This window comes from Pseudomonas sp. FYR_2 (assembly GCF_043106425.1).
Classification (GTDB): domain Bacteria; phylum Pseudomonadota; class Gammaproteobacteria; order Pseudomonadales; family Pseudomonadaceae; genus Aquipseudomonas; species Aquipseudomonas monteilii.
Map to the genome: position 1 here is coordinate 120940 of NZ_JBICMM010000047.1, position 20243 is coordinate 141182.

General features: G+C 61.8%; 25 protein-coding genes and 1 pseudogene. 15 read left to right on the forward strand and 11 right to left on the reverse strand.

Going from position 1 to position 20243, the window contains the following annotated elements:
• The 8 genes from ptsN to ACF8R4_RS20865 all read right to left on the reverse strand — a co-directional run bounded on the left by ptsN (position 1) and on the right by ACF8R4_RS20865 (position 5864).
• Positions 1–465 (reverse strand): PTS IIA-like nitrogen regulatory protein PtsN, encoded by a 465-nt coding sequence (gene ptsN / locus ACF8R4_RS20830; RefSeq protein WP_392493368.1) that lies wholly within the window; start codon positions 463–465, stop codon positions 1–3.
• 12 nt (positions 466–477) lie between these two features.
• Positions 478–786 carry a ribosome hibernation-promoting factor, HPF/YfiA family gene (gene hpf / locus ACF8R4_RS20835; RefSeq protein WP_003255135.1) on the reverse strand — a complete coding sequence of 103 codons (309 nt, stop codon included), beginning with the start codon at positions 784–786 and terminating at the stop codon, positions 478–480.
• Between the two features lie 79 nt (positions 787–865).
• Positions 866–2359: an RNA polymerase factor sigma-54 gene (locus ACF8R4_RS20840; RefSeq protein ID WP_060501750.1), complete on the reverse strand. Its 1494-nt coding sequence runs from the start codon at positions 2357–2359 to the stop codon at positions 866–868.
• Positions 2360–2535: 176 nt separating this feature from the next.
• A complete protein-coding gene (gene lptB / locus ACF8R4_RS20845) occupies positions 2536–3261 on the reverse strand; it encodes an LPS export ABC transporter ATP-binding protein (protein ID WP_012270657.1) in 726 nt (241 codons plus the stop codon).
• Positions 3262–3786, reverse strand: coding sequence for a lipopolysaccharide transport periplasmic protein LptA (gene lptA, locus ACF8R4_RS20850; RefSeq protein WP_012270658.1), 525 nt, complete (start codon positions 3784–3786; stop codon positions 3262–3264).
• On the reverse strand, positions 3773–4345 hold the full coding sequence (lptC, locus tag ACF8R4_RS20855; protein WP_019099457.1) for an LPS export ABC transporter periplasmic protein LptC: 573 nt from the start codon (positions 4343–4345) through the stop codon (positions 3773–3775). The genes lptA and lptC overlap by 14 nt, the downstream gene beginning before the upstream one ends.
• An 8-nt stretch (positions 4346–4353) precedes the next feature.
• Positions 4354–4878, reverse strand: a complete 525-nt coding sequence (locus tag ACF8R4_RS20860) for an HAD family hydrolase (RefSeq protein WP_060501748.1) — start codon at positions 4876–4878, stop codon at positions 4354–4356.
• Between the two features lie 11 nt (positions 4879–4889).
• Entirely contained in the window at positions 4890–5864 is a 975-nt protein-coding gene (locus tag ACF8R4_RS20865; protein WP_016713135.1) for an SIS domain-containing protein, read from the reverse strand.
• 248 nt (positions 5865–6112) lie between these two features.
• On the opposite strand from ACF8R4_RS20865, the gene ACF8R4_RS20870 reads away from it, so the two are divergent.
• The 10 genes from ACF8R4_RS20870 to hisC all read left to right on the forward strand — a co-directional run bounded on the left by ACF8R4_RS20870 (position 6113) and on the right by hisC (position 14034).
• The gene (locus ACF8R4_RS20870; RefSeq protein WP_012270662.1) at positions 6113–6922 is read left to right on the forward strand and encodes an ATP-binding cassette domain-containing protein; all 810 of its coding nucleotides are present in this window, start codon (positions 6113–6115) and stop codon (positions 6920–6922) included.
• Positions 6922–7719, forward strand: coding sequence for a lipid asymmetry maintenance ABC transporter permease subunit MlaE (mlaE, locus tag ACF8R4_RS20875; RefSeq protein WP_016713133.1), 798 nt, complete (start codon positions 6922–6924; stop codon positions 7717–7719). The genes ACF8R4_RS20870 and mlaE overlap by 1 nt, the downstream gene beginning before the upstream one ends.
• Positions 7719–8204, forward strand: a complete 486-nt coding sequence (mlaD, locus tag ACF8R4_RS20880; RefSeq protein WP_016485045.1) for an outer membrane lipid asymmetry maintenance protein MlaD — start codon at positions 7719–7721, stop codon at positions 8202–8204. Before mlaE ends, mlaD begins: the two co-directional genes overlap by 1 nt.
• A gap of 9 nt (positions 8205–8213) precedes the next feature.
• Positions 8214–8861 (forward strand): phospholipid-binding protein MlaC, encoded by a 648-nt coding sequence (locus tag ACF8R4_RS20885; RefSeq protein WP_060501746.1) that lies wholly within the window; start codon positions 8214–8216, stop codon positions 8859–8861.
• Positions 8858–9160 carry a lipid asymmetry maintenance protein MlaB gene (locus ACF8R4_RS20890; protein ID WP_060501744.1) on the forward strand — a complete coding sequence of 101 codons (303 nt, stop codon included), beginning with the start codon at positions 8858–8860 and terminating at the stop codon, positions 9158–9160. The genes ACF8R4_RS20885 and ACF8R4_RS20890 overlap by 4 nt, the downstream gene beginning before the upstream one ends.
• A gap of 117 nt (positions 9161–9277) precedes the next feature.
• Complete coding sequence (locus ACF8R4_RS20895; protein ID WP_003255121.1) at positions 9278–9517, forward strand: BolA family protein; 240 nt, start codon at positions 9278–9280, stop codon at positions 9515–9517.
• 23 nt (positions 9518–9540) lie between these two features.
• Positions 9541–10806 (forward strand): UDP-N-acetylglucosamine 1-carboxyvinyltransferase, encoded by a 1266-nt coding sequence (gene murA / locus ACF8R4_RS20900; RefSeq protein ID WP_016713130.1) that lies wholly within the window; start codon positions 9541–9543, stop codon positions 10804–10806.
• Between the two features lie 91 nt (positions 10807–10897).
• Positions 10898–11533 (forward strand): ATP phosphoribosyltransferase, encoded by a 636-nt coding sequence (gene hisG, locus ACF8R4_RS20905; protein ID WP_016713129.1) that lies wholly within the window; start codon positions 10898–10900, stop codon positions 11531–11533.
• A gap of 126 nt (positions 11534–11659) precedes the next feature.
• Complete coding sequence (gene hisD / locus ACF8R4_RS20910; protein ID WP_060501742.1) at positions 11660–12985, forward strand: histidinol dehydrogenase; 1326 nt, start codon at positions 11660–11662, stop codon at positions 12983–12985.
• A 2-nt stretch (positions 12986–12987) separates the two neighbouring features.
• On the forward strand, positions 12988–14034 hold the full coding sequence (hisC, locus tag ACF8R4_RS20915; protein WP_060501740.1) for a histidinol-phosphate transaminase: 1047 nt from the start codon (positions 12988–12990) through the stop codon (positions 14032–14034).
• 40 nt (positions 14035–14074) lie between these two features.
• On the opposite strand, the pseudogene ACF8R4_RS20920 reads toward hisC, so the two are convergent.
• Positions 14075–14566 (reverse strand): annotated as a pseudogene (locus tag ACF8R4_RS20920) (hypothetical protein); the annotation flags it as partial.
• 80 nt (positions 14567–14646) lie between these two features.
• Between ACF8R4_RS20920 and ACF8R4_RS20925 the strand changes: the two are divergent.
• The 4 genes from ACF8R4_RS20925 (at position 14647) to ACF8R4_RS20940 (ending at position 17579) form a co-directional block, all read left to right on the forward strand.
• Positions 14647–15297 (forward strand): FadR/GntR family transcriptional regulator, encoded by a 651-nt coding sequence (locus ACF8R4_RS20925; protein WP_060501735.1) that lies wholly within the window; start codon positions 14647–14649, stop codon positions 15295–15297.
• 13 nt (positions 15298–15310) lie between these two features.
• A complete protein-coding gene (locus tag ACF8R4_RS20930) occupies positions 15311–16591 on the forward strand; it encodes an MFS transporter (protein WP_060501731.1) in 1281 nt (426 codons plus the stop codon).
• Between the two features lie 177 nt (positions 16592–16768).
• On the forward strand, positions 16769–17245 hold the full coding sequence (locus ACF8R4_RS20935; protein WP_060501729.1) for a nuclear transport factor 2 family protein: 477 nt from the start codon (positions 16769–16771) through the stop codon (positions 17243–17245).
• The gene (locus ACF8R4_RS20940) at positions 17238–17579 is read left to right on the forward strand and encodes a GIY-YIG nuclease family protein (RefSeq protein ID WP_080578098.1); all 342 of its coding nucleotides are present in this window, start codon (positions 17238–17240) and stop codon (positions 17577–17579) included. The genes ACF8R4_RS20935 and ACF8R4_RS20940 overlap by 8 nt, the downstream gene beginning before the upstream one ends.
• Here ACF8R4_RS20940 and yejK read toward each other — a convergent pair.
• Positions 17527–18534, reverse strand: coding sequence for a nucleoid-associated protein YejK (yejK, locus tag ACF8R4_RS20945; protein ID WP_060501727.1), 1008 nt, complete (start codon positions 18532–18534; stop codon positions 17527–17529). The genes ACF8R4_RS20940 and yejK overlap by 53 nt on opposite strands.
• A gap of 370 nt (positions 18535–18904) precedes the next feature.
• On the opposite strand from yejK, the gene ACF8R4_RS20950 reads away from it, so the two are divergent.
• Complete coding sequence (locus ACF8R4_RS20950; protein WP_003255106.1) at positions 18905–19186, forward strand: HU family DNA-binding protein; 282 nt, start codon at positions 18905–18907, stop codon at positions 19184–19186.
• 50 nt (positions 19187–19236) lie between these two features.
• Here ACF8R4_RS20950 and rlmF read toward each other — a convergent pair whose 3' ends face one another.
• Positions 19237–20187 (reverse strand): 23S rRNA (adenine(1618)-N(6))-methyltransferase RlmF, encoded by a 951-nt coding sequence (rlmF, locus tag ACF8R4_RS20955; protein ID WP_392493373.1) that lies wholly within the window; start codon positions 20185–20187, stop codon positions 19237–19239.
• Positions 20188–20243: the final 56 nt, after the last annotated feature.

Here is a 20243-nt window from a genome sequence, read left to right on the forward strand (position 1 = left end):
TCAGTGCTCGTTCTGTACGTCCAGGACAACCTGGAACAGGGCCTCACTGCTGGTGGCCGCACGCAAGCGATCACGGACCTCCTTGCGATCGAGCATGCTGGCGATCTGACGCAGCAGTTCCAGATGCGCATCGGTGGCGGCTTCGGGTACCAGCAGTACAAACAGCAGGTCCACGGGCGCGCCATCGATAGCGTCGTAACCAATAGGTGCTTCCAGGTGCAGCAGGGCGCTAACCGGCGCTGAACAGCCTTCAAGGCGGCAGTGCGGAATGGCGATGCCATTGCCGAAACCGGTCGATCCGAGTTTTTCGCGGGCGACCAACTTTTCGAAGACGTCTTGCATCTCCAGTTCTGGCACTTGTTCGGCGATGACGGTGGCGACCTTTTCCAGGGCGCGCTTCTTGCTGCCGCCCGGCACGTTCACGAGTGAACGGCCGGGGGTCAGGATGGTTTCAAGTCGGATCATGGATGAGGGGGATCAGCGGGCAGCTGCACCTTGCAGCAGGCTTTGCTGTTTTTCCTTGTGTTTTTTCAGTTGGCGGTCGAGCTTGTCGGCCAAGGCGTCGATCGCTGCATACATGTCTTCGTGTTCGGCGTTGGCTACCACTTCGCCGCCGGGAATCTGCAGGGTCGCCTCGACCTTCTGCTGCAGCTTCTCGACTTTCATGATGACCTGCACGTTGGTGATCTTGTCGAAGTGACTCTCCACGCGGGCGAGCTTTTCAAGCACGTAATCGCGCAGTGGCTGGGTGACTTCTACATGCTGTCCACTGATATTGACTTGCATACAGCTTCTCCTTTGTTGCCCGTGCATAAAGAGGCAGGTCTTGCACCTGCCCCACAAACGCTGTGGCACATCTCAGGCGCTACATCAGTCGCTTGCGTTCACTCGACGGTGCGATGCCGAGGGACTCGCGGTACTTGGCGACGGTGCGACGGGCTACCTGGATGCCTTGTGCCTCCAGTAAACCAGCGATCTTGCTGTCACTCAATGGCTTTTTCTGATTTTCCGCCGCAACCAGTTTTTTGATGATCGCGCGGATCGCCGTGGACGAGCATTCTCCGCCTTCGGAGGTGCTGACGTGGCTGGAGAAAAAGTATTTCAGTTCGTAGATGCCACGCGGTGTGTGCATGTACTTCTGCGTAGTAACCCGCGAAATGGTCGACTCGTGCATGCCCACCGCTTCTGCGATGTCATGCAGCACCAGCGGCTTCATGGCTTCGTCACCATGGTCAAGGAAACCGCGCTGGTGCTCGACGATCTGTGTGGCGACCTTCATCAGGGTTTCGTTGCGGCTTTGCAGGCTTTTGATGAACCAGCGCGCTTCCTGCAACTGGTTGCGCATGAAGGTGTTGTCGGCGCTGGTATCGGCACGGCGCACGAAGCCGGCGTACTGCGGGTTGACGCGCAGGCGCGGAATAGCCTCCTGGTTCAGCTCCACCAGCCAGCGGTCGCTGTCTTTGCGCACGATGACGTCAGGCACCACGTACTCGGGCTCGCTGGACTCGATTTGCGAGCCGGGGCGCGGGTTGAGGCTCTGTACCAGTTCGATCACCTGGCGCAGCTCGTCTTCCTTGATTTTCATGCGCCGCATCAGCTGGCTGTAATCGCGGCTGCCGAGCAGGTCGATGAAATCGGTGACCAGGCGCTTGGCTTCGGTCATCCAGGGGGTGCTGGCAGGCAACTGGCGCAGTTGCAGCAGCAGGCATTCGCCCAGGTTGCGCGCGCCGACGCCGGCTGGCTCGAACTGCTGGATGCGGTGCAGCACCGCTTCGACCTCGTCCAGCTCGATATCCAGCTCCGGGTCGAAACCGGCGCAGATTTCCTCGAGGCTGTCTTCCAGGTAGCCCTGGCCATTGATGCTGTCGATCAGCGTGACGGCGATCAGGCGGTCGGTGTCGGACATCGGCGCCAGGTTCAGTTGCCACAGCAGGTGGCTCTGCAAGCTCTCGCCGGCTGAGGTGCGGGTGGTGAAGTCCCACTCGTCGTCATCGTTGCTTGGCAGGCTGCTGGCGCTGGTCTGGTAGATGTCTTCCCAGGCGGTATCGACCGGAAGCTCGTTGGGGATGCGCTCGCTCCACTCACCGTCTTCCAGGTTGTCGGTACTGACGGTGCTTTCCTGGAAACTGTTGTCCTGGACTTCGGCGGCCGGCTTGTTCTCGGCGTTGTCCGCCATCGGGTCGCTGTTATCGAAGTCGTCGCCGTCTTCCTGACGTTCGAGCATCGGGTTCGACTCCAGCGCTTCCTGGATTTCCTGTTGGAGGTCCAGGGTGGAAAGCTGGAGCAGGCGGATGGCCTGTTGCAACTGCGGTGTCATCGTCAGTTGCTGGCCCATTTTTAGGACGAGCGATGGTTTCATGGCTGGGGCTTAATACCTTGTTCGCCGGCGCGCATGCGCCATCCACTACACGAGGGCGCCGGGGCGCCAGATCAAGCAAGTTTTATGCCTTAAATTGTAGCGTTTGCCTAGAGCACTGTAACAACTTTCACCCCGGTTTCCGGGCGATATGCCAGTACTCCAGGCATGTGCCGGGGTCAGAGCCGGAACTCGTGACCCAGGTAAACCTCTTTGACCAGATCGTTGGCCAGGATGGTCTCGGCATCGCCTTCGGCGATCAGGCGGCCATCGTTGACGATATAGGCGGTTTCGCAGATATCCAGGGTTTCGCGCACGTTGTGGTCGGTGATCAGTACACCGATACCCTTGGCCTTGAGGTGGTGGATGATCTGCTTGATGTCGCCGACCGAAATCGGGTCGACGCCAGCGAACGGTTCGTCCAGCAGGATGAACTTGGGGGCAGTGGCCAGGGCGCGGGCAATCTCGACCCGGCGGCGTTCACCACCGGACAGGCTCATGCCGAGGTTGTCGCGGATATGGCTGATGTGGAACTCCTGCAGCAGGCTTTCCAGCTCTTTGCGGCGCCCTTCGCGGTCGAGGTCCTTGCGGGTCTCGAGGATGGCCATGATGTTGTCGGCCACCGACAGCTTGCGGAAGATCGAGGCCTCCTGCGGCAGGTAGCCGATGCCGGCGCGGGCGCGGCCGTGCATGGGCTGGTGGCTGACATCGAGGTTATCGATAAGCACGCGCCCCTGCTCGGCCTGGACCAGCCCGACAATCATGTAGAAGCAAGTGGTCTTGCCGGCGCCGTTAGGGCCAAGCAGGCCGACGATCTGGCCGCTGTCGATCGACAGGCTGACGTCACGTACCACCTGCCGCCCCTTGTAGCTCTTGGCCAGGTGCTGGGCTTTGAGGGTTGCCATTTACTCGGCCTTCTTCTTGGGCTGGATCACCATGTCGATACGCTGACGCGGTGTGGTCACGTTGCCACCGCGACCCGCAGTCGCCACCTGGGTCTGGGTGTTGTAGACGATTTTCTCGCCTTCGGTGGTGTTGCCCTCGTTCTCGACCTTGGCACGGTCGGTGAGGATCACCAGGTCCTTCTGCGACTGGTACTGGATGGTGACGCCCCAGCCTTTCATCTTGTCCGGCTTGGCCGCGCTCTGCTGCTGCTCGAAGTAGGCCAGGTTGCCCACCGAGGTCACCACGTCGATGTCGCCAGAGGCGGAACGGGTGATGGTCACGGTGTTGCCTTTGATCATCATCGAACCCTGGGTGATGATCACGTCGCCGGTGTAGGTGGCCACGCCTTGCTTGTCGTCCAGGTGGGCATTGTCGGCCTGGATACGGATCGGCTGGTCACGGTCGTTCGGCAGGGCGAGGGCGCTCGCGCTTCCCAGTGCTGCGCTCAGGCTGAGCAAAAGGGGGAGGGTTTTAACGAGCCTCATACTGTCCTCTTACGTTAGAGAGCAAGTCCATCTTGCCTTCTTTCAAATACGCTTTCATTCCTTTGCCCGTAGTAGTGCCACCGGCGCCGTCGATTCTAACGGCTTGCTCGGTCTGCGCATATTGCTTCTGCGGGAACACGGTCATGCGTGAGCTGGTAATGATGGTTTCGCGCTGCTTTTCGTCAGTGCGGGCAACCCGTACCTTGTCGATCAGTTCGACCTCGGTACCGTCCGGGTTGACCTCGGCGCGGGTGCTCTGCACATGCCACGGGTATTCGGTACCGCGGTACATGTGCAAGTCCGGCGTGGTCAGCAGGGTGATTTCACTGGCCTTGAGGTGTTCGACCTTGTCGGCGGTCATCTCGTACTGCAGTTTGCCGTCGGGCAGAAACTGCACGCTGTGGGCGTTGATCGCATAGTAGTCGATAGCGCTTTCGTCGACCTGGGCCACCGGCTTGTCGAGGAAGCTTTCCGGGCTGACATTCCAGTAGCCGATCGCCACCAGCAGGGCAGCGATCACTGCGAGCAGCGCAGCATTGCGGGCTTTCTTGCTGAACATGGGCAGCCTTACAGGTAATTGGCGTTGGCAGCGTCCAGGGTACCCTGGGCCTGCATGATCAGTTCGCAGAATTCACGAGCCGCTCCCTCGCCGCCGCGTGCCTGGGTCACACCGTGGGCGTGCTGGCGAACGAACGGCGCGGCGTTGGCCACGGCCATGCCCAATGCTACCCGACGAATGACCGGCAGGTCCGGCAGGTCGTCGCCCAGGTAGGCTACTTGATCATAGCTTAGGCCCAGTTCGGCGAGCAGGCCGTCAAGCACGACCAATTTGTCTTCGCGGCCCTGGTACAGGTGCGGGATACCGAGGTTTCTGGCGCGGCGCTCGACCACCGGGGTCTTGCGGCCGCTGATGATCGCGGTGGTCACGCCCGAATTCATGAGCATCTTGATGCCCTGGCCGTCGAGGGTGTTGAAGGTCTTGAATTCGCTGCCGTCTTCGAGGAAGTACAGGCGCCCGTCGGTGAGCACGCCGTCCACGTCGAACACTGCCAGCTTGATGTGCTTGCCGCGTTGCATGAGGTCCTGGTTCATTCCATCGCTCCTTACATTACGCCGGCGCGCAGCAGGTCGTGCATGTTCAAGGCACCGGTGGGGCGGTCTTCGCGATCCACCACTACCAGGGCCCCGATCTTGTGGTCTTCCATGATCTTCAGGGCTTCGGCGGCAAGCATTTCGGCACGTGCCGTCTTGCCATGCACGGTCATGACCTGATCGATCAGGGTGGTGTGCACGTCGATGTTGCGGTCCAGGCTGCGGCGCAGGTCACCGTCGGTGAAGATCCCGGCCAGCTTGCCGTCAGCTTCGACAATCACGGTCATGCCCAAACCTTTGCGGGACATTTCAAGGAGCGCGTCCTTGAGCAGCGTGCCGCGCGGTACCTGAGGCAGTTCGTCGCCGGCATGCATCACGTTTTCTACCTTGAGCAGCAGGCGTCGGCCCAGTGCGCCGCCCGGGTGCGAGAAGGCAAAGTCCTCGGCGGTGAAGCCTCGGGCTTCGAGCAGGGCGATGGCCAGGCAGTCACCCAATACCAGCGATGCGGTGGTAGAGGAGGTGGGCGCCAGGTTCAGCGGGCAGGCCTCTTGCTCGACGCGGGCATCAAGGTTGACCTCGGCAGCCTGGGCCAGCGGCGAATCCGGGTTGCCGGTGAGGCTGATCAGCTTGATGCCCAGGCGCTTGATCAGGGGCAGCAAGGTGACGATCTCTGCGGTGCTGCCGGAATTCGACAGGGCAAGGATGACATCCTCGCGGGTGATCATGCCCATGTCGCCATGGCTGGCTTCGGCCGGGTGCACGAAAAATGCCGGGGTGCCGGTGCTGGCCAGGGTCGCGGCGATCTTGTTGCCGATGTGCCCGGACTTGCCCATGCCGACCACGACAACCCGGCCCTTGCAGGCCTGGATCAGTTCGCAGGCCTTAACGAAATTGTCGTCGATGCGCGCCAGCAGGGCCTCTACGGCCTCGAGTTCCAGGCGCAGGGTGCGTTGGGCGGATTGGATCAGCTCGCTGGATTGGCTCATGTCGAAAAAGCAATGCCTGATGAAAAGGCCGCGATTATACGCGCAATGACAAAAACCCTCACCCTTTCGATTGCTGTAGCGAATGTCATCAAAGCCTGTCTCAGGGCTGAACGACTCGTTGCCCGGCCTTGGGGCGGCGCTGTCAGCGGTGCTATAGTTCGCCGCTATTCGGCCTGCCAGGGGTGCGTGTGCCTTCCTGATGGAGGCCGGCGTCCATTAGGACGAGGCTGCACTAGCAAGGAGTCTAGATGAGTGTGGATAGCGCCTACGCGGTCGAGTTGAAGGGGGTTACCTTCAAACGCGGTTCGCGCAGCATTTTCAGCAATGTCGACATTCGCATCCCGCGCGGCAAGGTCACCGGCATCATGGGGCCATCGGGTTGCGGCAAGACCACGTTGCTCCGCCTGATGGGCGCGCAGCTGCGCCCCTCCAGCGGTGAGGTATGGGTTGCCGGGCAAAACCTGCCGACGCTGTCGCGCAGCGACCTGTTCGACGCCCGCAAGCAGATGGGTGTGCTGTTCCAGAGCGGCGCGCTGTTCACCGACCTCGATGTGTTCGAGAACGTCGCGTTCCCGCTGCGCGTGCACACCCAGCTGTCGGACGAGATGATCCGTGACATCGTGTTGATGAAGCTGCAGGCCGTGGGGCTGCGCGGTGCCATCGACCTGATGCCCGACGAGCTGTCTGGCGGCATGAAGCGCCGTGTGGCGCTGGCCCGGGCCATTGCCCTGGACCCGCAGATCCTCATGTACGACGAACCGTTCGTCGGCCAGGACCCGATCGCCATGGGCGTACTGGTGCGCCTGATCCGTCTGCTCAACGATGCGTTAGGCATCACCAGCATCGTCGTGTCCCACGACCTGGCAGAAACCGCCAGCATTGCCGACTACATCTATGTGGTGGGGGACGGCCAGGTGTTGGGCCAGGGCACGCCCGATGAGCTGATGGGGTCGGACAACCCACGGATTCGCCAGTTCATGAAGGGCGACCCGGACGGCCCGGTTCCCTTCCACTTTCCTGCGCCTGATTACCGCGCCGACCTGCTGGGGGCGCGTTGATGCGCAGAAGATCCTTACTCGAACGTGTCCGCCTGCTGGGTCGCTCGGCGATCGACGTGCTGGCGGTTCTGGGGCGTTCCTGCCTGTTCCTGTTCCATGCACTGATCGGCCGCGGCGGCATCGGCGGCGGTTTCCAGTTGCTGACCAAGCAGCTGTACTCGGTAGGCGTGCTGTCGCTGGCGATCATCGTCGTGTCCGGGGTGTTCATCGGCATGGTGCTGGCGCTGCAGGGCTACAGCATCCTGACCAAATACGGTTCGGAGCAGGCGGTGGGCCAGATGGTCGCCCTGACCCTGCTGCGTGAACTTGGCCCGGTGGTGACGGCGCTGCTGTTCGCCGGCCGTGCAGGCTCCGCACTGACCGCTGAAATTGGCAACATGAAGTCCACCGAGCAGCTGTCGAGCCTGGAAATGATCGGCGTCGACCCGCTCAAGTACATCGTCGCGCCACGCCTTTGGGCCGGTTTCATCTCGCTGCCGCTGCTGGCGCTGATATTCAGCGTGGTCGGCATCTGGGGCGGCTCGTGGGTGGCCGTGGACTGGCTGGGTGTTTACGAGGGCTCGTTCTGGGCCAACATGCAGAACAGTGTTTCCTTTACCGACGACGTGCTCAACGGGTTGATCAAGAGCCTGGTGTTCGCCTTCGTCACGACCTGGATCGCCGTATTCCAGGGGTACGACTGTGAGCCCACCTCAGAAGGGATCAGCCGTGCCACCACCAAGACCGTGGTCTATGCCTCGTTGGCAGTGCTGGGTCTGGACTTTATTCTGACCGCCTTGATGTTTGGAGATTTCTGATGCAAAACCGCACCCTGGAAATCGGTGTCGGCCTGTTCCTCCTGGCCGGGATCCTGGCGCTGCTGCTGCTGGCCCTGCGTGTCAGCGGGCTGTCGGCCAGCCCGAGCAGCGATACCTATAAAGTTTATGCCTACTTCGACAATATCGCCGGTTTGACGGTCAGAGCTAAAGTGACCATGGCCGGTGTGACGATCGGCAAGGTTACCGCCATCGATCTGGACCGTGATTCCTACACCGGTCGGGTGACGCTGCAGCTGGACAAGTCGGTGGACAACCTGCCGACCGACTCCACTGCCTCGATCCTGACCGCCGGCTTGCTTGGCGAGAAGTACATCGGCATCAGCGTGGGCGGCGAAGACCAGGTGCTCAAGGACGGTGCGACCATCCACGACACCCAGTCGGCACTGGTGCTGGAAGATCTGATTGGCAAGTTCCTGCTCAACTCCGTTGGTAAGGAACCGAAAGAAGCGCAACCGGCTAATTAAGGAGTTTCCATGATTTCGATCCTGCGACGTGGCCTGCTGGTTTTGCTGGCGGCCTTCCCCCTGATGGCCCTGGCCGCGCAGTCGCCGCACGACGTGGTGCAGAGCACCACCACCGAGCTGTTGGGTGAGCTCAAGGCCAACAAGGAGCAGTACAAGTCCAACCCGCAAGCTTTCTACGACACCCTTGACCGGATCCTCGCGCCGGTGGTCGATGCCGACGGTATTTCCAGAAGCATCATGACCGTCAAGTACTCGCGCAAGGCCACGCCCGAGCAGATGCAGCGCTTCCAGGAAAACTTCAAGCGCAGCCTGTTCCAGTTCTACGGTAACGCGCTACTGGAGTACAACAACCAGGGCATCGTCGTAGACCCGGCCAAAGCCGATGACGGCAAGCGCGCGTCCGTAGGCATGAAGGTCACCGGCAACAATGGCGCCGTATACCCGGTGCAGTACACCCTGGAAAACCTGGGTGGAGAATGGAAAGTGCGTAACGTCATCGTCAACGGCATCAACATCGGCAAGCTGTTCCGCGACCAGTTCGCCGATGCCATGCAGCGCAACGGCAACGACCTGGACAAGACCATCGATGGCTGGGCCGGTGAAGTGGCCAAGGCCAAGCAGGCTGCCGACAGCTCGCCAGAGAAGACTGTCAAATGAGTGAGGCCGCTGTAAGCATGGCCGAGCCGGGCGTGCTGCGCCTGGCCGGTGTGCTGGATTACCGTAGCGGCCCGGTCCTGCGCAAGCAGGGCAAGGCACTGATCGCGGCTTGCCGCGAGGCGCAGCTGGTGCTGGATTGCTCGGCGGTGCAGCACTCCACCAGCGTAGGTCTGTCGCTGTTGCTGGCATTCATGCGCGACGCCCAGGGCGCCGGCAAAGGCTGCCAGGTGCGCAGCATGCCTGAGGACATGCGGGAAATTGCCGGGGTCTATGACCTCGATGAAGTGCTGGCAACCTGATGGCCCGGCGCGGATGATGGCCCCTCGGTCAGCGAAACCCTCGTTGGGCTTCGCAGGCGAGGGGCTTTTTTGTATGATGGCCGACCCGTGCGCATCGGGCGCCGATTGAGGTTGAGCATGCAGGCCGTAGAAGTTAAAAGCTTCCTTGAAGAGAAATTGCCGGGTTCCCGGGTCGAAGTTGAAGGCGAAGGCTGCAACTTCCAGTTGAACGTGATCAGCGACGAGTTGGCTGGCCTGAGCCCGGTCAAACGCCAGCAGGCGATCTATGCTCACCTGAATCCGTGGATTGCCAATGGCAGCATCCATGCGGTAACCATGAAATTTTTCAGCAGCGCAGCCTGGGCTGAGCGCACCTGAGCCAACGTGGCGGCGAGATTCCAATGGACAAACTGATTATTACTGGCGGCGCTCGCCTTGACGGCGAGATCCGCATTTCGGGCGCGAAGAACGCAGCCCTGCCAATTCTGGCGGCTACCCTGCTGGCTGACGGCCCGGTCACCGTGGGCAACCTGCCGCACCTGCACGACATCACCACCATGATCGAGCTGTTCGGCCGCATGGGCATCGAGCCTGTGATCGACGAAAAACTGGCGGTGGAGATCGACCCACGTACCATCAAGACCCTGGTCGCGCCTTACGAGCTGGTCAAGACCATGCGCGCCTCGATCCTGGTGCTGGGCCCGATGGTTGCCCGTTTCGGCGAAGCCGAAGTGGCCCTGCCTGGCGGTTGCGCCATCGGCTCACGCCCGGTCGACCTGCACATCCGTGGCCTCGAAGCCATGGGCGCGAAAATCGAAGTGGAAGGCGGCTACATCAAGGCCAAGGCGCCTGAGGGCGGCCTGCGCGGTGCGCACTTCTTCTTCGACACCGTCAGCGTGACCGGTACCGAAAACATCATGATGGCCGCTGCCCTGGCCAAAGGCCGCAGCGTGCTGCAGAACGCCGCGCGTGAGCCGGAAGTGGTCGACCTGGCCAACTTCATCAATGCCATGGGTGGCAACGTCCAGGGCGCTGGCACCGACACCATCACCATCGATGGCGTCGAGCGCCTGCACTCGGCCAACTACCGCGTGATGCCGGACCGCATCGAGACCGGTACCTACCTGGTCGCTGCTGCCGTGACCGGCGGCCGTGTCAAGGTCAAGGACACCGACCCGACCATCCTTGAAGCCGTACTGGAAAAACTCAAGGAAGCCGGCGCCGACATCAACACCGGCGAAGACTGGATCGAGCTGGACATGCACGGCAAGCGGCCGAAAGCCGTCAACCTGCGTACCGCTCCGTACCCGGCGTTCCCGACCGACATGCAGGCGCAGTTCATCTCGCTGAACGCCATTGCCGAAGGCACGGGCGCGGTGATCGAGACCATCTTCGAAAACCGTTTCATGCATGTTTACGAAATGCACCGCATGGGCGCGCAGATCCAGGTCGAAGGCAACACTGCCATCGTCACTGGCGTGAAAGCGCTGAAGGGTGCCCCGGTCATGGCCACCGACTTGCGGGCTTCCGCCAGCCTGGTGCTGTCGGCGCTGGTTGCCGAAGGCGATACCCTGATTGATCGCATCTACCACATCGACCGTGGTTACGAGTGCATCGAAGAGAAACTGCAGATGCTCGGCGCGAAAATCCGCCGCGTACCGGGCTAGTAGCCCGAAGGTGCATGGACGCACCCTTTGAATTGAATGCGGCCAGGTCGATGACCTGGCCGGCAGCAGCCGCTTAAGGACCGACGTTCCAATGTTGACCATCGCGCTTTCCAAAGGCCGTATTCTCGACGATACCCTGCCGTTGCTGGCCGAGGCCGGTATCGTGCCGACCGAGAACCCGGACAAGAGCCGCAAACTGATCATCCCCACCACGCAGGACGACGTGCGCCTGCTGATCGTGCGTGCTACCGACGTGCCGACCTATGTCGAGCATGGTGCCGCCGACCTGGGTGTGGCCGGCAAGGACGTGCTGATGGAGTACGGCGGCCAGGGCCTGTATGAGCCCCTGGACCTGCAGATTGCCCAGTGCAAGCTGATGACGGCTGGCGCGGTTGGCGCGCCTGAGCCCAAGGGCCGCCTGCGCGTGGCCACCAAGTTCGTCAACGTAGCCAAGCGTTACTACGCCGAACAGGGGCGTCAGGTCGACATCATCAAGCTGTACGGCTCGATGGAACTGGCACCGCTGATCAACCTCGCCGACAAGATCATCGACGTGGTCGACACCGGCAACACCCTACGTGCAAACGGCCTGGAGCCCCAGGAACTGATCGCCACGATCAGCTCGCGCCTGGTGGTCAACAAGGCCTCCATGAAAATGCAGCACGCCCGTATCCAGAGCCTGATCGACACGCTTCGTCAAGCGGTCGAATCGCGACACCGCGGCTGACTCCTGCGCGCGGCCTTCGCTGTCGCGCCCGTCTATCCGCGTCATAGCCATTTTTCTCGGGTGCCCGCGCGGATGGACTGGTAGCCTAGGGCGCCTGAGCATTCGCTAATAATCGAGGCCCTCGCCATGACCGTGTCCACTGCAATTGCCCGTCTCAACGCCGCTGATCCGGATTTCGCCCGACATCTGGATCATCTGCTGAGCTGGGAAAGTGTGTCCGATGACGCGGTCAACCAGCGCGTGCTCGACATCATCAAGGCCGTGCGTGAGCGCGGTGATGCGGCGCTGGTCGAGTTCACCCAGCGTTTTGATGGCGTAGATGCCAAGTCGATTGACGACCTGATCCTCAATCGTGAACGCCTGGAACTGGCGCTGACCCGCATCACCCCGGCACAGCGCGAAGCCCTGGAAACAGCCGCCAATCGCGTGCGCATGTACCACGAGCGGCAGAAGCAGGATTCCTGGCAGTACACCGAGGCCGATGGCACCGTGCTCGGTCAGAAAGTCACCCCACTGGACCGTGCGGGCCTGTATGTGCCAGGCGGCAAGGCGTCGTACCCGTCGTCGGTACTGATGAACGCCATCCCGGCCAAGGTTGCCGGCGTCGCCGAAGTGGTGATGGTGGTGCCAACCCCGCGTGGTGAGGTCAACGAACTGGTGCTGGCGGCCGCGTGCATTGCGGGTGTCGACCGTGTGTTCACCGTCGGTGGTGCCCAGGCTGTTGCCGCGCTGGCCTACGGTACCGAAAGCGTGCCGCAGGTGGACAAGATCGTCGGCCCTGGCAACATCTACGTTGCCACTGCCAAGCGCCATGTGTTCGGCCAGGTGGGTATCGACATGATCGCCGGCCCGTCGGAAATTCTTGTGGTGTGCGATGGCCAGACCGACCCGGACTGGATCGCCATGGACCTGTTCTCCCAGGCCGAGCACGACGAAGACGCCCAGGCCATTCTGGTCAGCCCGGATGCCGCCTTCCTCGACCGCGTTGCCGCCAGCATCGACAAGCTGATGCCGACCATGGAGCGTGCCGAAATCATCGAGAAGTCGATCAACGGCCGTGGTGCACTGATTCAGGTGCGTGACATGCATCAGGCAATGGAGGTGGCCAACCGCATTGCGCCGGAACACCTGGAACTGTCGGTGGCCGACCCGCAAGCCTGGTTGCCGCACATTCGCCACGCTGGCGCGATCTTCATGGGCCGCCACACCAGCGAAGCGCTGGGCGATTACTGTGCCGGTCCCAACCACGTGTTGCCGACCTCTGGCACCGCACGTTTCTCGTCGCCGCTGGGGGTGTACGACTTCCAGAAGCGTTCGTCGATCATTTTCTGCTCCGAGCAGGGTGCGTCCGAGCTGGGCCACACCGCGTCGGTCCTGGCCCGTGGCGAGTCGCTGACCGCCCACGCCCGCAGTGCTGAATACCGTATCCTGACCCAAGAGAAGGGGAACTGAGCATGAGTCGATTCTGGAGCCCCTTCGTCAAGGACCTGGTGCCTTACGTGCCGGGCGAGCAGCCCAAGCTGGCCCGTCTGGTCAAGCTCAACACCAACGAAAACCCCTATGGCCCATCGCCCAAGGCGCTGGAGGCCATGCGCGGTGAGTTGAACGATAACCTGCGCCTTTACCCGGACCCGAACGGTGACCGCCTCAAGCAAGCGGTGGCCGACTACTACGGCGTAACCCCGGCGCAAGTGTTTGTCGGCAATGGCTCGGATGAGGTGTTGGCGCACATCTTCCACGGCCTGTTCCAGCACGATGCACCGCTGTTGTTCCCGGACATTAGCTACAGCTTCTACCCGGTCTACTGTGGCCTCTACGGTATTGCCTTCGAGCAGGTGGCGCTGGACGAGCAGTTCCAGATCCGCATCGAGGACTACAACAAGCCCAACGCCGGCATCATCTTCCCCAACCCCAACGCGCCGACAGGTTGCCTGATGCCGCTGCAGGCGGTGGAGCAGTTGCTGCAGGCCAACCGTGACTCGGTGGTGGTGGTGGATGAGGCTTACATCGATTTCGGCGGTGAGACGGCCATCAGCCTGGTGGACCGCTACGACAACCTGCTGGTCACCCAGACGCTGTCGAAGTCGCGCTCGCTGGCTGGCCTGCGGGTTGGCCTGGCGGTGGGGCATCCGGACCTGATCGAGGCACTGGAGCGGATCAAGAACAGCTTCAACTCCTACCCGCTGGACCGAGCGGCGATCGTAGGTGCTGCGGTGGCGTTCGAAGACCGTGAGTACTTCGAAGAAACCTGCCGTAAAGTGATCGACAGCCGCGAAGCGTTGGTCGGGCAGTTGCAAGCCAAGGGCTTTGACGTGTTGCCTTCGGCTGCCAACTTCATCTTCGCCCGCCACCCTCAGCAGGATGCTGCCGAGCTGGCGGCACGCCTGCGCGAGCAGGGCGTGATCGTGCGTCACTTCAAGCAGCAACGTATTGCCCAGTTCCTGCGCATTACCATCGGCACGCCAGAGATGAACCAGGCGTTGCTTGATGCGTTGAACTAAAGCATTGTCGGGCGCGCCTCTATAAAGAGCGCGCCCGGCATTAATAAATGCTTCCTTCTATGGCAAACGCTTTGCCAGCCGGCCGGTTACGCACCGCCGCTGGTGTGCCATCGAGCACCAGCACATACGCCGGTATCACCCAGCAAGGGATGTGCCATCCAGTAGCCATTCCGGCAGCAGTTTCAGGCCCATGTGACCCCATGTGACGTAACACGGTGGGGGCGACCGAGGTTTGCGCGGGCAGGCTGTACAGGTGGTTCGGCCCAGGGTTTTCCGCTGGAATGCCGGGTTGCGAAAGCTCTTGGTTCAACGGCTTGTTGCTGGCAATGAAGATGGTTTTTACCTGCTCCGAAATACCGCCATGCGCTTTGCCCGAGTAATCCCGCCCATGGTCCGTGCTGACGATCACCAGCCAGTCTTCCTGCGGGTTCAGGCGCTGGCGCTCATCGACCTTGTCCAGTAAATGGCCAATCTGGCTGTCGAGGGTGCGCAACGACTGTAGATAGCGTTCGCCAAAGCCGCTGTCGTGGCCAGCAGAAATGTCAGGTGGTTTGCGGCGTCGACCGTCCTCCAGTAAGCTGTGAAAATTCATCGGATGATTGGTTGAGTGCAATGAATACAGAGCTGACCAAACGTTCCCTGGTTGAGCTTGCCGTGGATCGCATGCGTGAGCGCATCGTGCTGGGCGACTGGCAGGTCGGTCAGCGACTGCCCACCGAGCCGGAGTTGGCCCTGCAACTGGGCATCAGCCGCAATACCGTGCGCGAAGCCATGCGTGTGCTGGCATTCAGCGGCCTGGTGGAAATTCGCCAAGGTGACGGTAGCTACCTGCGCACGGCCCAGGACCCGCTGCAGGCGGTGCAGGCGATGTCTCGCTGCACCGCTGAGCAGGCCCGGGAAACCCGTCACATCCTCGAAGCCGAAGCCATCGGCTTGGCGGCGCTGCGCCGTACCGATGCCGATCTGCAGGCGCTACGCGATGCGCTGGCCAGCAGTGCCGGGCACTTTCACGGGGATGTCGATGCTTATGTGGCCTGCGACCTGGTGTTCCACCAGCGGTTGGTCGATGCCGCCCACAACCCGGCGTTAAGCGAGCTGTATCGCTACTTTTCCGGGGTGGTGGCTGCCGCGCTGCAACGCAACATGGCGACTGTTCCGCGCTGCCAGGCCACGTTCGACCTGCACGGCCAGATCCTCGAAGCCATCGAACAACGCGACGCGGAGCGGGCCAAGCGCCTGAGCCGCACCCTCATCGAATCCTGACACCGAGAAGGCCATGGCTGAACCCATCACCCGCAATACCCCGCCGAATGAGCGGGACCTCGATGAGCTGCTGATCGATGCCGAGGCTGACGACGAGCAGGTGCAGCGGCAGCCTGTGGTGTTGCGGCGGCCCTGGCTGTTGCTGCTGGGCCTGGTGCTGGTGGCCTTGAACCTGCGCCCGGCGTTGTCGAGCATGGCGCCGGTGCTGGGGCTGGTGTCTGAAGGGCTGGGGCTGAGTGCCTCGCAGGCGGGCTTGCTGACCACCTTGCCGGTGCTGTGCCTGGGGTTGTTCGCCCCGCTGGCACCCGTGCTGGCGCGGCGTTTTGGCAGTGAGCGGGTGATCCTCGGCATTCTTGTCACGTTGGCGCTGGGTATCGGGGTGCGAAGCGCCTTCGGCCCCGTTGGCGTGTTCCTCGGCAGCCTGATGGCGGGGGCCAGCATTGGCATTATCGGTGTGCTGCTGCCGGGTATCGTCAAGCGCGACTTCCCGCAGCATGCTGGTACGCTGACCGGTGTGTACACCATGGCGTTGTGCCTGGGCGCCGCCATGGCGGCGGGCGCTACCGTACCGTTGGCCCAGCATTTTGGCGGTAGCTGGGCACTTGGGCTGGGCTTCTGGGTGCTGCCGGCCTTGCTGGCCATGCTGGTGTGGCTGCCGCAGGCCCGCCAGGGGCATGGCCTGCACAAGGTGGCCTACCGGGTGCGGGGCCTGTGGCGCGATCCGCTGGCCTGGCAGGTGACCTTGTACATGGGCTTGCAGTCATCGCTGGCTTACATCGTGTTCGGTTGGTTGCCATCGATCCTGATAGGCCGTGGCCTGAGCCCGACCGAGGCTGGACTGGTGTTGTCGGGGTCGGTGATCGTGCAGTTGATTAGCTCGCTGAGTGCGCCTTGGCTGGCCACCCGTGGCAAGGACCAACGCCTGGCGATCGTGCTGGTCATGTTGATTACCCTGGCGGGCCTGTTCGGTTGCCTGTATGCGCCGGTTTCGGGGCTGTGGGGTTGGGCCGTTGTGCTGGGCCTGGGGCAGGGCGGTACTTTTGCCCTGGCGCTGACCCTGATTGTGCTGCGTTCGAAAGACGCGCATGTAGCGGCGAACCTGTCGAGCATGGCGCAGGGCGTGGGTTACACCTTGGCATCGATGGGGCCGTTTGCGGTGGGGCTGGTGCATGACCTGACCGGGGGCTGGGCGGCGCTGGGGTGGATTTTTGCGGTATTGGGGATGGGTGCCATCGTGTTCGGGCTGGGTGCCGGGCGGGCGTTGCATGTGCAGGTGACGAGCGAAAAAGTCTGAGACTGATGGTGGCAGTACCGGCCTCTTCGCGGGCAAGCCCGCTCCCACAGGATCACCACAGATTCGAGGTTTGTGCGGTCTCTGTGGGAGCGGGCTTGCCCGCGAAGAGGCCGGTACTGGCATAAGCCATCGGGGGAGATTATCGTGCTGGTTTCGACCCCAGCACGGATCTGCCCCATGAGCGACGCCAACCGCGACCTGATCTCCCGCTTCTACCAGGCCTTCCAGCGCCTGGACGCCGAGGCCATGGTGGCCTGCTACAGCGACGATATTGTTTTCAGCGACCCGGTTTTCGGTACCCTGCGCGGCAAGGATGCAGGCGATATGTGGCGTATGCTCACCCGCCGCGCCAAGAACTTCACCCTGACGTTCGACAACATCCGCGCCGATGAGCGCAGTGGCGGCGCGCACTGGGTGGCCACCTACCTGTTCACCCAGACCGACCGTGTTGTGGTCAACGACATCCAGGCGCGTTTTGTCATTCGTGATGGGCTGATCTGCCAGCATGACGACACCTTCGACCTGTGGCGCTGGTCGCGGCAGGCCTTGGGTATGCCTGGTGTATTGCTGGGCTGGTCGCCGCTGGTGCGGAACAAGGTTCGCCTGCAGGCATTCAAGGGATTACGCGCATTCCAGCAGGCCCAAGGTGAGTGAAACCGTCGAATCCGTTGTTGGCAAACCCTGGTATGTCTATCTGGTAAGGGCCGCCAACGGCTCGCTGTACTGCGGCATCAGCGATGACCCTCAGCGGCGTTTTGCGGCGCACCAGAAGGGGCAGGGCGCCCGCTACTTCAAGACCAGTCCGGCCCAGGCACTGGTGTATGTGGAGCAATGGCCGGATAAAGGCGAGGCTTTGCGCCAGGAGCGGCTGGTAAAGCGGCTGCGCAAATCGGCAAAGGAGGCACTCGTGGCCTCCTTTACCGGCTTTGAGGGGATTAGTCCTTGCGCCGCTTCAACTGATCCACCAGCGTTGTCGGCAGCCCCTTGATGATCAGGGTGCCTGCCGCCTCGTCATACTCCACTTTGTCGCCCAGCAAGTGTGCCTCGAAGCTGATCGACAGCCCCTCGGCACGCCCGGTGAAGCGGCGGAACTGGTTGAGGGTGCGCTTGTCCGCCGGGATTTCTGGCGACAGGCCATAGTCCTTGTTGCGGATGTGGTCGTAGAACGCTTTGGGCCGATCTTCGTCGATCAGGCTGGACAGCTCTTCCAGTGTTACCGGTTCGCCCAGCTTGGTCTGCGTGGTGGCGTACTCGACCAGGGTCTGGGTCTTTTCGCGGGCGGACGCTTCCGGCAGGTCTTCGCTCTCGACGAAGTCACTGAAGGCTTTGAGCAGGGTACGGGTTTCGCCCGGGCCGTCTACACCCTCCTGGCAGCCGATGAAGTCGCGGAAGTAATCCGACACTTTCTTGCCGTTCTTGCCCTTGATGAACGAGATGTACTGCTTGGAGTTCTGGTTGTTCTTCCACTCCGACAGGTTGATGCGTGCCGCCAGGTGCAACTGGCCAAGGTCGAGGTGGCGCGAAGGCATCACGTCGAGTTCGGCGTTCACCGCTACCCCTTCGCTGTGGTGCAGCAGGGCAATGGCCAGATATTCGGTCATGCCTTGCTGGTAATGGGCGAACAGGATATGGCCGCCCGTGGACAGGTTGGACTCTTCCATCAGCTTCTGCAGGTGTTCCACGGCAATGCGGCTGAAGGCGGTAAAGTCCTTTTCTTCGTCCAGGTACTGCTTCAGCCAGCCGCTCAACGGGTAGGCGCCCGACTCACCGTGGAAAAAGCCCCAGGCCTTGCCTTGCTTGGCGTTGTAGCTGTCATTGAGGTCGGCCAGCAGGTTCTCGATGGCATCGGAGGCGGCCAGTTCGGAGTCGCGAGCATGCAGCACCGCGGGGCTGCCATCAGGCTTTTTGTCGATCAGGTGAACGATGCAATGACGGATTGGCATGGGATTCTCGGCGAGCTGCAAAAGTTGCCAAGTTTACCCTAGACGCAAGGTGATGCAGTGGCCGTATGTTGGCAGATATGTCGGTTGTTCGTTTTTTGTTCAGTTTTGTGCGTTTTAAGCTAAAACCCCCGAAAAACCTGCATTTAATCGAAGTGCGCAGCGGATATTTATCTGCTCCTGTGGTAGTTTTGCGCGGTCTTGTGCCCCTCGTGTGGCGCATTGCTGGCAGCGTGCTGTCGTCGTGTCGAACCAAACGCCGATTTACGTATCTACATACGCGATTGGCGCGGCCCTCCACTTTCAGGGGCTGGCCCGATAACGTCGTAGTTCGCAGCATAACCATCGAATTTGATAGGGAAGGAACACCACCATGGCATTGACCAAAGACCAACTGATTGCCGACATCGCCGAATCGATCGCCGCGCCAAAAGCCACCGCCAAGAACGCTCTGGAGCAACTGGGCCAGATCGTTGCCGACCAACTGGAAAACGGCGCTGAAATCACCCTGCCAGGCATCGGCAAGCTGAAAGTCTCCGAGCGTCCTGCCCGCACCGGCCGCAACCCTTCGACTGGCGCTGCCATCGAAATCGCTGCCAAGAAAGTCGTCAAGTTCGTTCCAGCCAAAGTGCTGACCGACGCCATCAACAAGTAATTGTTGAAGTGTTGATGAAACCGCGCCCGGCTTGCCCGGGCGCGGTTTTTTCATGCCTGCGATTTACGCTGGGCGTGCCAGGCCTGGCGCGTGGCATCGTCAAGGAAGCTCCAGGCGACCATGCGGCTCTGTTTCTGCCCCTGGCCCATTTCGATGATGCGTACGGCTTTGGCGCCTGCCTTCTTCAGTGCGGTCTCGATGCCCGGCAAGTTACTGGCCTTGGACACAAGGCTGGTGAACCACAGCACCCGCTCGGCGTATTGCACGCTCTCGCTGACCAGTTGGGTAACAAAGCGGATTTCGCCGCCCTCACACCACAGTTCATTGTTCTGGCCACCGAAGTTGAGCACAGGCAACTTGCGCTTGGGGTCTTGCTTGCCCAGGTTCTTCCACTTGCGCTGGCTACCACGGGTGGCTTCTTCGCGTGAGGCATGGAAGGGCGGGTTGCACAGGGTCAGGTCGAAGCGTTCGTCATTCTGCAGCAGGCCGCTGAGGATGTGCGTGCGGTTAGCCTGTTGGCGCAGGATAATGGCCTTGCCCAGCCCATTGGCCTGCACGATGGCCTTGGCCGATGCCAGGGCAACGGGGTCGATGTCCGAGCCGAGGAAGCGCCAGCGGTAGTCGCTGTGGCCTAGCAACGGGTAGATGCAGTTGGCACCCACGCCGATGTCCAGCGCACGCACCTGGGCGCCCTTGGGGATCTCACCGGCATTGTCGTCGGCCAGCAGGTCGGCGGCCACATGGATGTAGTCGGCGCGGCCGGGAATCGGTGGGCACAGGTAGTCGGCGGGGATATCCCAGTGCTGGATGCCGTACTGGGCCTTGAGCAGGGCACGGTTGAACACTCGCACGGCTTCAGGGTTGGCGAAGTCGATGCTCGGTTTGCCGTGGGGATTGGTGATGGTGAAGCGGGCAAGGTCCGGGTGGGCCTTGATCAGGCTGGGGAAGTCGTAGCGGCCCTGGTGGCGGTTGCGCGGGTGCAGGGTGGGTTTCTGAATCATGGTGGGGTCCTGAAAAGCATCGCCGGCAAGCCAGCTCCCACAGGTACGGTGCATTC

Excerpts from the sequence above, each read along its gene's own strand:
- ptsN (WP_392493368.1), bottom strand. The coding sequence starts at position 465 with ATGATCCGACTTGAAACCATCCTGACCCCCGGCCGTTCACTCGTGAAC.
- hpf (WP_003255135.1), bottom strand. The coding sequence starts at position 786 with ATGCAAGTCAATATCAGTGGACAGCATGTAGAAGTCACCCAGCCACTG.
- ACF8R4_RS20840 (WP_060501750.1), bottom strand. The coding sequence starts at position 2,359 with ATGAAACCATCGCTCGTCCTAAAAATGGGCCAGCAACTGACGATGACA.
- lptB (WP_012270657.1), bottom strand. The coding sequence starts at position 3,261 with ATGGCAACCCTCAAAGCCCAGCACCTGGCCAAGAGCTACAAGGGGCGG.
- lptA (WP_012270658.1), bottom strand. The coding sequence starts at position 3,786 with ATGAGGCTCGTTAAAACCCTCCCCCTTTTGCTCAGCCTGAGCGCAGCA.
- lptC (WP_019099457.1), bottom strand. The coding sequence starts at position 4,345 with ATGTTCAGCAAGAAAGCCCGCAATGCTGCGCTGCTCGCAGTGATCGCT.
- ACF8R4_RS20860 (WP_060501748.1), bottom strand. The coding sequence starts at position 4,878 with ATGAACCAGGACCTCATGCAACGCGGCAAGCACATCAAGCTGGCAGTG.
- ACF8R4_RS20865 (WP_016713135.1), bottom strand. The coding sequence starts at position 5,864 with ATGAGCCAATCCAGCGAGCTGATCCAATCCGCCCAACGCACCCTGCGC.
- ACF8R4_RS20870 (WP_012270662.1), top strand. The coding sequence starts at position 6,113 with ATGAGTGTGGATAGCGCCTACGCGGTCGAGTTGAAGGGGGTTACCTTC.
- mlaE (WP_016713133.1), top strand. The coding sequence starts at position 6,922 with ATGCGCAGAAGATCCTTACTCGAACGTGTCCGCCTGCTGGGTCGCTCG.
- mlaD (WP_016485045.1), top strand. The coding sequence starts at position 7,719 with ATGCAAAACCGCACCCTGGAAATCGGTGTCGGCCTGTTCCTCCTGGCC.
- ACF8R4_RS20885 (WP_060501746.1), top strand. The coding sequence starts at position 8,214 with ATGATTTCGATCCTGCGACGTGGCCTGCTGGTTTTGCTGGCGGCCTTC.
- ACF8R4_RS20890 (WP_060501744.1), top strand. The coding sequence starts at position 8,858 with ATGAGTGAGGCCGCTGTAAGCATGGCCGAGCCGGGCGTGCTGCGCCTG.
- ACF8R4_RS20895 (WP_003255121.1), top strand. The coding sequence starts at position 9,278 with ATGCAGGCCGTAGAAGTTAAAAGCTTCCTTGAAGAGAAATTGCCGGGT.
- murA (WP_016713130.1), top strand. The coding sequence starts at position 9,541 with ATGGACAAACTGATTATTACTGGCGGCGCTCGCCTTGACGGCGAGATC.
- hisG (WP_016713129.1), top strand. The coding sequence starts at position 10,898 with ATGTTGACCATCGCGCTTTCCAAAGGCCGTATTCTCGACGATACCCTG.
- hisD (WP_060501742.1), top strand. The coding sequence starts at position 11,660 with ATGACCGTGTCCACTGCAATTGCCCGTCTCAACGCCGCTGATCCGGAT.
- hisC (WP_060501740.1), top strand. The coding sequence starts at position 12,988 with ATGAGTCGATTCTGGAGCCCCTTCGTCAAGGACCTGGTGCCTTACGTG.
- ACF8R4_RS20925 (WP_060501735.1), top strand. The coding sequence starts at position 14,647 with ATGAATACAGAGCTGACCAAACGTTCCCTGGTTGAGCTTGCCGTGGAT.
- ACF8R4_RS20930 (WP_060501731.1), top strand. The coding sequence starts at position 15,311 with ATGGCTGAACCCATCACCCGCAATACCCCGCCGAATGAGCGGGACCTC.
- ACF8R4_RS20935 (WP_060501729.1), top strand. The coding sequence starts at position 16,769 with ATGAGCGACGCCAACCGCGACCTGATCTCCCGCTTCTACCAGGCCTTC.
- yejK (WP_060501727.1), bottom strand. The coding sequence starts at position 18,534 with ATGCCAATCCGTCATTGCATCGTTCACCTGATCGACAAAAAGCCTGAT.
- ACF8R4_RS20950 (WP_003255106.1), top strand. The coding sequence starts at position 18,905 with ATGGCATTGACCAAAGACCAACTGATTGCCGACATCGCCGAATCGATC.
- rlmF (WP_392493373.1), bottom strand. The coding sequence starts at position 20,187 with ATGATTCAGAAACCCACCCTGCACCCGCGCAACCGCCACCAGGGCCGC.